Here is a 10,564-nt window from a genome sequence, read left to right as displayed (position 1 = left end):
TCCGCGCCGGCCTGAACTACAAGTTCGGCTCGTACTAAGATCCGGTGGCGCTGCTCCCGGCCATCGTGCCGGGAGAACACGGCGGCGGGCGAGGGGCAGTTGGTCCTCCCCACCGCTCGCCGCCGTCGAAGAGCAGCTGATTGGTTGCCCTTCGCATGTCCAGCCCGATCACACGGGCCGCGCAGTCAGCGACACCCTGGGAGCCTCCGCTCCCGGGGTGTTTCTTTATCGTTGAGCAAGGCGCCGTCGAGCCTATCGCTCGGCGGGCAGTTTGATCCGGTCTGTGCTCCAGCGCACCGTCCAAAACATCCGATCGCACATAGCCTTGTAGTGGGCTGCAGTGCCCCCTCGGCAGCCCGATCCAGCGGCGCAGTGACCCTTCGGGTCGCTGCGCCGTTGTCGTTCGAACCGACGCTCTCAGCGACACGGCGCAGGGGGCCGCCGGGAGTCCGGCGAGGCCTGCGGCCCGTGTTCAGGTCACGACGAAACCGTGCGCGAAGGGATCGCGGTCGTAGATGAAGATCGTGTTGATGCCGGTCTGCCGCGCCCAGCCGGCGATCGAGGGGACGATGGCGGAACGGTCCGCCACTGTGGCCGCCGCTTCGACCCGCCCCTTGAACAGCGAACCGATGATCGACTCGTGCACGAAATCGTCGCCCACGGCGAGTTTCCCCTTGGCGGTGAGCTGCGCCATCCGCGCGGATGTTCCCGTCCCGCAGGGGCTACGGTCGATTGCCCTGTCGCCGTAGAAGACGGCGTTGCGGCCATGGGCCTGCGGATCCCGGGGGGCGCCCGTCCAGAGGATGTGGCTCAGGCCGCGGATCTCCGGGTGCTCCGGATGCACGAACGTGTACTTGGCGTTGAGGGCGGCGCGCAGCTTCGGAGACCATCCGACCAGCTGTCCGGCCGTGTGGTCGGCGAGATCCCGGAAGTTCCGCTGCGGCTCGACGATTGCGTAGAAGTTGCCGCCATAGGCGACATCGACCACGATCTCGCCGAGCCCCTCCACCTCGGCGGTCAGCCCTTCGGCGAACAGGAAGCCCGGTACGTTGGTCAGGCGGACTTCCTCCACGAAGCGCCCCTCCTGGCGGTAGGTGATCTCCACCTTGCCCGCGGGAGTATCGAGGGACAGGCGGCCGGTCAGGCGGGGCGTGACCAGCCCGTTCTCGATCGCCATGGTCACGGTGCCGATCGTTCCGTGGCCACACATCGGCAGGCAGCCCGACGTCTCGATGAACAGGACGGCGACGTCGCAATCGGCCCGGGTCGGCGGGTAGAGGATCGAGCCCGACATCATGTCGTGTCCGCGGGGCTCGAACATCAGGCCGGTGCGCACCCAGTCGTAGGCGCGCAGGAAGTGGGCGCGCCGCTCCAGCATCGTCGCCCCGTCGAGGCGCGGGCCGCCCCCCGTCACGAGGCGAACCGGGTTCCCGCAGGTATGCCCGTCGAGGCAGGAGAACGTGTGGTTAGCCATGGGCGAGTCTCGGTCAGAAGCGGCGTGGCGAGAACGGGGCGATGTCGATGGGGGGGGATCGGCCGGTCAGCAGGTCGGCCACGAGACGGGCCGTGCCCGCCGATTGGGTAAGCCCGAGATGACCGTGGCCGAAGGCGTAGACAACGCGGGGTGTCGCCCGCGCCGGGCCGATGACCGGCAGGCTGTCGGGCAGGGAGGGGCGGAACCCCATCCACGGGCGCCCGCCTTCGGGTTTCAGGCCGGGCAGGAAGGTACGCGCCTTGGCCAGCATCGCCCCGGCCCGGCGGAAATTCGGCGGTCGCTCCAACCCGCCGAACTCGACCGCGCCACCGACGCGGATGCCGTCCGTCAGGCGGGTAACGACGAAGCCATGACCGCCAAAGGTGATCTGGGTGCGCAGGTCCAGGGCGCCGGCGGGCAGGGTGGTGTTGTAGCCGCGCTCGGTCTCGAGGGGGATCCGCTCGCCCAGCGTCCGGGTGATGCGATGCGAGAAGGCACCCGCCGCGAGCACGACCGAGGTGGCCCGGTGCGGCCCGGTCTCGGTCTCGATGACGACCGCCTCGCCCTCGGGGCGCAGCCCGGTCACCGCGGCCCGCGCGATCGTCCCGCCGCCCGCCCGCAGCCGGTCGGCGAGGGCGACGGTGTAGTCCTTCGGGTCGGAGATCGCGTGCCAGTCCGGCGTGAAGGTGCCACGGACGAACCGCGGGGCGAGGCCGGGCTGAAGCGCGGCCATCTCTTCCGCCTTCAGGTGATCGAACGCGATGCCGTGCCGGGCCCGCGCTTCCCAGCCCGGAAGCGAGGCTGCGAACTCGGCCTCGCTTTCGTAGACTTGGAGATTGCCCTCCCGGCGCAGCATCGCGGCCGTGCCGCTCAAGGCGAGGAACGGCTCGAGCTCTGCCTTCGAGAGATTCATCAGGGCGGTTTGGGCTTCCGTCGAGGCCGCGACCCGCCCTGGCGCGCAGGCCCGGCCGAAGCGGAGCATCCACGGCATGAGGCGAGGCGCGTAGGCCGGCGGCACGCTCAGCGGGCCGAGCGGGTCCACGAGCCAGCCCGGCGCCTTGCGCAGGATGCCGGGCGAGGCCAGGGGCAGGATGTCGGAGAAGGCGAAGGCGCCGGCATTGCCGGCCGAGGCGCCGGCTGCCGGTCCCTCCCGGTCCAACACCATCACCGGAAGCCCCCGCGCCTGGAGCGCCAGCCCGGCCGAGAGGCCGATGACCCCCGCGCCGATCACAACGACGCTCTCATCCTGTGACGCCATGCCCATCTCAGTAGGCCGTCGCGAGAAAGGCGCGGGTCTCCGGCTCCCGCGGCGCGCCGAACAGCGCGTCCGGCGGCGCGATCGCAGCCATCACCGCCCGGTGGAAGAAGGCGACCCGATCGGACACCTCCCGGGCGAACTTCATCTCGTGAGTGACGCAGATCATCGTCATCCCCTGGGAGGCGAGCATCCGCAGCGTGTCGAGCACTTCCCCGACCAGCATCGGGTCGAGGGCCGAGGTCGCCTCATCGAACAGCATGTATGCCGGCGCCATCGCCAGGGCGCGGGCGATGGCCATGCGCTGCTGCTGGCCGCCCGACAACCGGGTCGGGTAGACCGTGAGCTTGTCGGCAAGCCCGAGGACCTTGCGCGGCGCCAGCATCACGTTCTCCAGCACCGTGTCATGCGGAAACGCGTTCCACTGCTGGAACACGATACCGATCTTGGAGCGCAGGGCGTCGAGATTGGTGCCCTTGCCGTGAACGCCGATGCCGTCGACCACGATCCGGCCGGACGCGATCGGCTCCAGTCCGTTGATGCAGGTGAGGAGGGTCGACTTGCCCGATCCCGAGCCGCCGATGATCGTCACGACCTCACCCATGTGGACGGTGAGGTCGATCCCCTTCAGGACCTCCAGGGAACCGAAGGATTTGCGGACGTTCTGAATCTCGATCATCGGGGAGACCAGCGCTTTTCGAGGAGGCCGCCGAGCCGGGCGATGGGGAAGGACAGGACGAAGTAGATCCCGCTGCAGATCATCAGGATCAGCATCGGCTCCTGGAGGCGGGTGACCAGGATCTGCGAGGCGCCCAGCAATTCGATCAGGCCGAGCCACAGGACCAGGGCGGAAGCCTTCCTCACGTTGAGGGATTTTGCGAGATCGTTACAATAATCGACATCAAATCTGATTGGATTGTTTTACGCATTGCGCGAATTAATCGGCTTTAAATCGATGACAACTGCGCATCTCAGTTTGCCGGAGGCAATAATGTCATCAAGTTTGTCGGCCTGAGCTGGGATAGCGAGCAATGCAGTGGCCAGCAGGGTCGGAATGAGGGAACTTAATCTTGTGTCATCTCCCGTGTCACTTCAAGCTCGCTCGCTCGGCCGTATCGTGTTGTGTCCCCTCATAGAACAAAAATACATAAAGTGTGCAACGACAGTTTTATCAACCTGAAGTTCTGATTTTTCCTTCGCAGGCACCTTGTCCGAGATGCGGTTGCTCAAACGAGGCTCGAACTCATGACCGACGGTGCCATCTTCACAACCGAAGCCTTGGCCCGGCGAATCGGGGCGATCTTCCGGGCTTGCGGACTGAATGCCGTTCAGGCGGAGGCCATCGCGGGCGTCATCGCTACGGCGGAGCGGGACGCCTGCAGATCCCACGGGCTCTACCGGATCGAGGGCGTGCTGCGCACGCTGCGCGCCGGAAAGGTAAGCGGGGATGCGCTGCCGGAGGTCTGTGCGGATGACGGTACGGCGATCGTCAGGGTCGATGCCCGCGGGGGCTTGTCCAATCCCGCCTTCGCGTTGGGTCTACCGCTCCTGGCCGAGCGGGCTCGCGCCTGGGGCCTTGCCGCGCTGGTGATCAACGACTGTACGCATTTCGCGGTTCTGTCGCCCGAGGTCGAGGCGGTGGCGGCCTGCGGCCTGGCCGGTCTCGCGCTGTGCCCGAGCTATGCCAGCGTGGCTCCGGCCGGGGGGGCACGGCGCTGCTCGGCACGAATCCCCTAGCGTTCGGATGGCCGCGCCCTGGCGGCCTGCCCTACGTGTTCGATTTCGCCACGTCCGTCGCGGCCCGGGGGGAGATCGAGCTCCGGCGGCGCGCGGGCGAGACGCTGCCGGAGGGATGGGCGCACGACGCCGCCGGCGCGCCGACCACGGTGCCGGAGGAGGCCCTCGCCGGGGCGATACTGCCCTTCGGCGGGCACAAGGGTTCGGCGATCAGCACCATGATCGAAGTGCTCGCCGGGATCATGATCGGCGACCTCATCAGTCCCGAGACTCTGGCGCATCTTGGCACGACGGCCCTCTCGCCCAGGCATGGCGCGCGGATTCTGGCCTTCTCGCCCGATGCGTTTGCCGGGCATCGGTCGGGGGATCCGTTCGCCCGGGCCGAACGCCTTTTCGAGGCCATCCTCGACCAGGGGGCGCTCTTGCCCTCTGAGCGCCGCTTGCGGGCGCGCGCCGAGGCCGAACGCACCGGCATCGTTGTGAGCGGCACCGAAGTCGCGCTCCTCGAACGACTCCCGGCCGATGCCGGTGAGCGGGGGATTGAGGCGTATGGACGAAAACAGCCGCCGCTCCCCATGACGCGACGGCTGCGGCCTTGGCACGTCTTCCGGCACCGAAAGCGGGCACCCGTTCGGCGGACGACACGCTTGGGTCCGAAGGTCGGGATGTTCGGGGGGCTAGGCGGCCGTCTCCCGGCTCCAGGCCGAGTACCAAACCTCGAACAGGCGCAACTGCGCCTCGACGTAGCCGCGCTGGCTCTCGCTGAGCGTATCGGTCTCGTTGAAGTGGAGGCGGTACTCCGCGTGGCCCTTCAGCACCATCATGTGCTTGAAGTAGAGGACGAGGTCCGGCCCCTCGTCGAACGAGGACAGGACCGCGAGCGCCGCTTCGAGTTCGAGCGCCCGTCGGCGGGCCGTCACGTCACCTTGGGCCGCCGCCTCGGCGAGGGCGCAGAGGTGCAGCACCTCCCGCGGCAGGACGTTGCCGATGCCGGTGATGGCGCCCGTCGCGCCGCAATTGACGTAGCCGTGGAACACCGCCGTATCGACGCCGATCATCAGCGACACGTCGTCGTCGCGGCTGGTGATCGTCTCGGCGGCATAGCGCAGGTCCGCAGGTCCGCCGAACTCCTTGAACCCGACGAGGTTCGGATGGTCCGCGCGCAACGCGAAGAACAGGTCCGCCCGGGTGGCGAAGCCGTAATACGGGCTGTTGTAGATCACCGCCGGCAGGCCCGGCGCCGCGGCGAGGATCGCCTTGAAGTGAGCCTGCTGCGCCGCGGGCGAGGAGCCGCGCGACAGAACCCGCGGGATCACCATCAGCCCTTTGGCGCCGACCTTCTCGGCATGGGCGGCGTGGGCGACGGCTACGGCCGTGTTGACCGCGCCGGTGCCGACGATGACGGGCACGCCCGCCGCGGCGAGGCGCGCCACGCCTTCCATGCGCTGATCGTCGGTCAGAAGGGGCCAATCGCCCATCGAGCCGCAATAGACCACCGCCGACATGCCGGCGGCGATGAGGCTCTGGCCCATGCGGACGAGGGCGTCGAAGTCGGGGCTGCGATCCGCCTTGCAGGGGGTCATCAGCGCAGGGATCACGCCGGAAAAGATCGGGGCCTTCATCGCGAACTCCAGGAGCCGGTCACTCGGAAGAAGCGTGAGCGCGAGGGCCCCGCCGACCGGAGAGGCCACCTATGCCATCTTGCATTTTATTTGTCGACAAGAAACGCGGGGCGGTTTCACAGTACGATGCTGGTATCCCCCGCGCGCGTCAGCAGCGTCTGCACCTGCTGGGCGATCTGCTCCGCATGGGCCTTGGCCAGTCGGTCGGCGGCCTCGATGTCCCGGTCGGCGATGGCCTGGATCAGCTCCTCGTGCTCAACGACGAGATGCATCGGCAACTGGTCGTCATAGGACTCGTAGTAGAGGCGCAGGATGCGCCGCCCTTCGCCGAGCAGGCGCTTTGACAGGCCGGTGAAGTACGGATTCCGGGCTGCCTCGGCGATGGCAATGTGAAACGCGGCGTTGATGGCGATCATCGCAAGGGCGTCCTGCGACTGCACCGCCGTGGCATAATCGGCCTGCACGGCACGGATCCCGCGCAAGTCGGCCGGACGGTGATGCTGTGCGGCAAGCCGGGTCGTCACCCGGTACATCAGCGACAGCGCGTCGAAGTAATTGCGCAGGTTGAGGAAATCGATCTGCGCAACCATGGTGGAGCGGTTCGGCAGGGTGCTGACGAGGCCCTCTTCGGCAAGCCGCACCAACGCCTCACGGATCGGGGTGCGCGACATGCTGAACCGCTCACCGAGCTGCACCTCGTCGATGGGGCTGCCCGGCGCGAGCTTGAGGTTCAGGATCTCGTCGCGCAGCAGATCGTAGACGATCTTCGCCCCCGCGCCGCGCTTGCGCTCGGGAATGGCGATAGAATCGTCGGTCATGCGGGTCCCCGGCACACGTCGCGGTACGAGCGATGCGCAACCTTGTGCGGCTGGGAAGCGAAACCTTCAACCACGGGGCGCCGATAGAGCTCCGAGCGTGTATGAATCCCGATCCGCCGATGGTTCACGCAGGGTCCGACGCGACTGCTGCATGTCGGGGGCCTCGTGATGACGGGCTACTGCGCCGCCGCCCGTTCCGCGGCGACCCTGCGCCGGGGCTGCGCGCTCCGGGCTTCCGATCCCAGGTGGCGCCGCAGCGTGAGCGCGAGCGCGTTCGAACGCCAGGGCCGGTGCGCGACATCGACGATCGGGATTGCCGAGAGAACTTCCGGTCGCACCGTGTCGGTGGCCGAGAGCGAGAGCACGATGGGACGGTCCACGATCCGCGCGGCGCGACGGGCGAACGCGAGACCGAGGGAACCTGCCGGCTGGTTCTCGACGATCAGCAGGTCGAAGCGCCCCGGCTCCGCCCGTAAAGCGGTCAGCGCCGCGTCCGGGTCGGTGAAGCCGATCGGCTCGTAACCCAGGGCCGCGAGGATCTCCTCATCATCCTGCAGAGCGGAGCGGGCGGCCCCGACGATCATCACGGTGCCGCCGGCGGCAGAGACGCCAGGCTCGGCTTCGGGGAGTGCGGGCAGCCACACCGCGAACGTGCTGCCGACGCCCGGCGCACTCCGGACGTCGAACGCGCCGGCCTGTTCCTGGACGAACTCGAAGGCTGTGGCGAGCCCGAGGCCGGTCCCGGCCGGACGGGTGGTGAAGAACGGCTCGAAGATCCGGGCGCGCGTGGCCTCGTCCATCCCGCGCCCCGTATCGGACACCCGGATGCACACGTAAGCGCCGGACGGCAGCTCGCCGTGGGAGAGAACCCGCCGCCCCGGTAATCGGAGGCGTTCGAGCTGCACGTCGACCGCTGCGCCCGGCTCGGAGGCCTGGATGGCGTTGCGGATCAGGTTGTGGATCACCTGCTGCAGCTGCGCCGGCTCGCCGTCGGCGGTCCCGGTCAGGCGGATCGCGGTCGGGTCGGCTGTCGATGTGCGGATCAGATCCACCGTCTCGGCCACGATCGCGTCGACGGCGCTCGTGGCCTGCGTTGCGCAGCCCCGCCGTCCGTAATCGAGGATCTGCCCCGCGATCTCGTGGGCCCGGCCGCCCGCCTGGACCAGCAATCCGATATGCTCGGCCGCGCGTCCCGGATCGGTTGGTAGGGCATCCGCGGCGATCTCGGCGTGGCCGAGCAGGACGTTGAGCACGTTGTTGATGTTGTGGGCCACGCCGCTGGCGAAGACCCCGATCACTTCGAGCCGCTGCGCGCGTCGGAGGGTCGCCTCGATCTCGCGGCGCTCCGCCCAGACGTGCTGGCGCTCCAGGGCCGCGCCGAAGCTCTCGGCGACGACGTGCAGAAGCCCGCGCGAGTGCCGCATCCAGGGCGGCAGGACGCTGACGGTGCGCTCAAAACACAACACGCCGACGATGCGTCCCCCGCGCCGCAGCCGCGCGCATGTGAGCGTGGCGACCCCACGCTCCGCCAGGGGGCGAACCAGGGCCGGAGGGCCGATCGCGTCCGCCGTCTCGACGAAGATGTAGTCTTCCGCCGCCGCGATGATGTCGGGCACCAGGGCGCGTTGCGCGAGCGGCCACCCACGGGGCTCCGGCAGCCCCGATCGATTCCACAAATGCACCGTGTCGGAGCCATCGAGCATCAGGATGTAGCAATGGTCGGTGCAGGCCCCCGTGCCCACCATCGCCATGACGTCGACGATGCGCGCTGCGATCTCGTCGGGCTGGCTCGCTGAGAAGTGGTTGGCGGCCTGGGCCGCGACCGATTGGAAGGCAATCGTCCGGCGCAGGATGAAGGTCCCCGCCCGCATCAGCAGCCCGACCCGAACCACCAGGGCCACAAGGGCCAGCGCGGCCGCGTAGAGTGCGAGGCGGAATCCGTCCGCGCGGGCCTGCCGCTGGTCCCGAAGGGCGCGGCGGGCCTCCAGCAGGGCTTGGCGCGCCGCCTCGCTCGATGCGTCCGGCAGCGAGCGGGTGACGGTGTCGACCTGCGGCAGCAGCTCCAGGAGCTGGCGCCCGTGCAGGACGATGGCGGCGATATCGGCGCCCCGGTTCGAGGGCGCGCCCGCCGCCAGGGCATCGAGCCGGGCGCGGATGTCGTCCAGGTGCTTGGGGCTCGCGTCCCGGGCGAGTTCCGAGACCCGGATCTGCAGAGCGGCGATCGCGCGGGCGAGGTTGGGATCGATATCGGGTTCGGACAGGCGGTCGCTGAGGGAGTCGAAATAGGCGATCGAGTTCTGGACGAGGGCATTGCCGGTCTTGAAGCGCTCGACCATCTGCGCCTCCCGGGCGATCGCCTCGGTCAGGGTGCGCATTGCGCGGTCGTCCGGGCCGCTGGCCGCCTGCAACCCGGTCCGCGCCGCCTGTATCTCCCGGAGATGGGCGACGATCGGATCGTAGTTGCGCAGGAGCCCGGTCCGCGCCCGGAGCACGTCGTGCTGCATCCGGGATTCGGCGAGGGCGATGGCGTCGACGGTGCGGTGGGTTTGCGCGTAGGCGGCATCCATCTCGCCCTTGCCGTTGATCATCAGCCACGTGAGCAGCGCGGCCAGCAGCGCGCCGAGGATGGCGGCCTGTACGGTCAACCTCATGGCTGCGGCGCGGCAGCGGGCGCCGTCAGGGGCCGGCCCTCGTAGGAGCCGGTCAGGGTCCCGAGGAACGCTACGATCGAGGCGGCCTGCGCGGGCGTCAGCTCCCGTCCGAGCTGCGCCTGGGCCATGAGTCTCACCGCCTCGGGGAGCGTGGCGACGCCGCCGTCGTCGAAATAGGGCGCCGTGACCGCGACGTTGCGCAGGCTCGGCACCCGCAGCACCTCGGCGGTCTTGTTGGGGATCGTGACGAAGATCCCGACCTTCTCGAACAGGTTGCCACCGACGTTGATGCCCTGGTGGCAGGCCGCGCAGCCGATGCCCTGGAACAGCGCGTAGCCGGCCCGCTCGGCCTCGGTCAGCGCGTGGGTGTCGCCGCGCAGCCACCGGTCGAAGCGGCTGTCCGGGGTGAGCAGGCTGCGCTCGAAGCTGTTGATCGCGTCGATGACCGCCGCCCGGTCGGCCTCCCGCCCGTAGGCCGCCTGGAACGGGCCGGCGAGCGCCGGATCGCCCCGGACGACCGCGAGGATGCGGAGCCAGGATCCGCCCAGGAATTCCGGCTGCGTCAGGGCGATCTCGGCCTGGTCCGGCAGACTGGGAATGTCGCCCGCCCAGCCCAGGCGAAAGCTCAGCGCCGCGTTGAAGGCGGTGGGCGTATTGCGTGGCACCGGTGTGCCGTCGGCGGTGAGATTCCGGGCGACCGCGCTGGCGCCATTCGTGCGGATGTCGTGGCAGGTGATGCAGGCCCGGTCGCCCCCGCGCGACAGCCGCGTGTCGGAAAACAGCATCCGGCCGAGGGCGACCCGGTCCGGATCCGCACCGAGGCTGCTCGGGACCGGCGTGATGACGTCCTGGGCGTCCACGGCTTCGGTTGGCAGGGGAGGGCGGCCCGGCGGCCCTTCCCCGGCGGCCGGCGGCAGGACGGCCAGGGCGCTGCCGATCAGGGCGGCCGCGAGGGCTGCCCAGCGGAACCGGTCTAAGGGGACCGGTAACACGCGCGGCGGCGCCAC

The 10,564-nt window shown here is 69.1% G+C and carries 7 protein-coding genes and 3 pseudogenes; 1 reads left to right on the top strand and 9 read right to left on the bottom strand.

What is annotated here, in order from left to right:
* Positions 1-472: 472 nt before the first annotated feature.
* From MKK63_RS22765 to MKK63_RS22745, 5 genes and pseudogenes are all read right to left on the bottom strand, one after another.
* Positions 473-1,474 carry a 4-hydroxyproline epimerase gene (locus MKK63_RS22765; RefSeq protein WP_244005870.1) on the bottom strand — a complete coding sequence of 334 codons (1,002 nt, stop codon included), beginning with the start codon at positions 1,472-1,474 and terminating at the stop codon, positions 473-475.
* A 13-nt stretch (positions 1,475-1,487) separates the two neighbouring features.
* On the bottom strand, positions 1,488-2,732 hold the full coding sequence (locus MKK63_RS22760; protein ID WP_244005867.1) for an NAD(P)/FAD-dependent oxidoreductase: 1,245 nt from the start codon (positions 2,730-2,732) through the stop codon (positions 1,488-1,490).
* Between the two features lie 7 nt (positions 2,733-2,739).
* Positions 2,740-3,408 carry an amino acid ABC transporter ATP-binding protein gene (locus MKK63_RS22755; RefSeq protein WP_244005865.1) on the bottom strand — a complete coding sequence of 223 codons (669 nt, stop codon included), beginning with the start codon at positions 3,406-3,408 and terminating at the stop codon, positions 2,740-2,742.
* Positions 3,405-3,599, bottom strand: a pseudogene (locus tag MKK63_RS22750) (amino acid ABC transporter permease); the annotation flags it as partial. The pseudogene MKK63_RS22750 and the gene MKK63_RS22755, both read right to left, overlap by 4 nt.
* Positions 3,591-3,785: pseudogene (locus tag MKK63_RS22745) on the bottom strand (amino acid ABC transporter substrate-binding protein); the annotation flags it as partial. The pseudogenes MKK63_RS22750 and MKK63_RS22745, both read right to left, overlap by 9 nt.
* Positions 3,786-3,974: 189 nt before the next feature.
* Here MKK63_RS22745 and MKK63_RS22740 point away from each other — a divergent pair.
* Positions 3,975-5,014, top strand: a pseudogene (locus MKK63_RS22740) (Ldh family oxidoreductase); the annotation flags it as partial.
* 129 nt (positions 5,015-5,143) lie between these two features.
* On the opposite strand, the gene MKK63_RS22735 reads toward MKK63_RS22740, so the two are convergent.
* From MKK63_RS22735 to MKK63_RS22720, 4 genes are all read right to left on the bottom strand, one after another.
* Positions 5,144-6,088 (bottom strand): dihydrodipicolinate synthase family protein, encoded by a 945-nt coding sequence (locus tag MKK63_RS22735; RefSeq protein WP_244005872.1) that lies wholly within the window; start codon positions 6,086-6,088, stop codon positions 5,144-5,146.
* A gap of 116 nt (positions 6,089-6,204) precedes the next feature.
* The gene (locus tag MKK63_RS22730; protein ID WP_244005863.1) at positions 6,205-6,906 is read right to left on the bottom strand and encodes a GntR family transcriptional regulator; all 702 of its coding nucleotides are present in this window, start codon (positions 6,904-6,906) and stop codon (positions 6,205-6,207) included.
* 176 nt (positions 6,907-7,082) lie between these two features.
* A complete protein-coding gene (locus tag MKK63_RS22725) occupies positions 7,083-9,557 on the bottom strand; it encodes a two-component system VirA-like sensor kinase (protein WP_244005861.1) in 2,475 nt (824 codons plus the stop codon).
* A complete protein-coding gene (locus tag MKK63_RS22720) occupies positions 9,554-10,564 on the bottom strand; it encodes a cytochrome-c peroxidase (RefSeq protein WP_244005859.1) in 1,011 nt (336 codons plus the stop codon). The genes MKK63_RS22725 and MKK63_RS22720 overlap by 4 nt, the downstream gene beginning before the upstream one ends.

Origin of the sequence: Methylobacterium sp. J-088, assembly GCF_022829295.1 — a bacterium.
In the GTDB taxonomy this organism is placed as follows: domain Bacteria; phylum Pseudomonadota; class Alphaproteobacteria; order Rhizobiales; family Beijerinckiaceae; genus Methylobacterium.
Note: the sequence above shows the minus strand (reverse complement) of the source record. Positions and strands in the feature narration are given on the sequence as shown.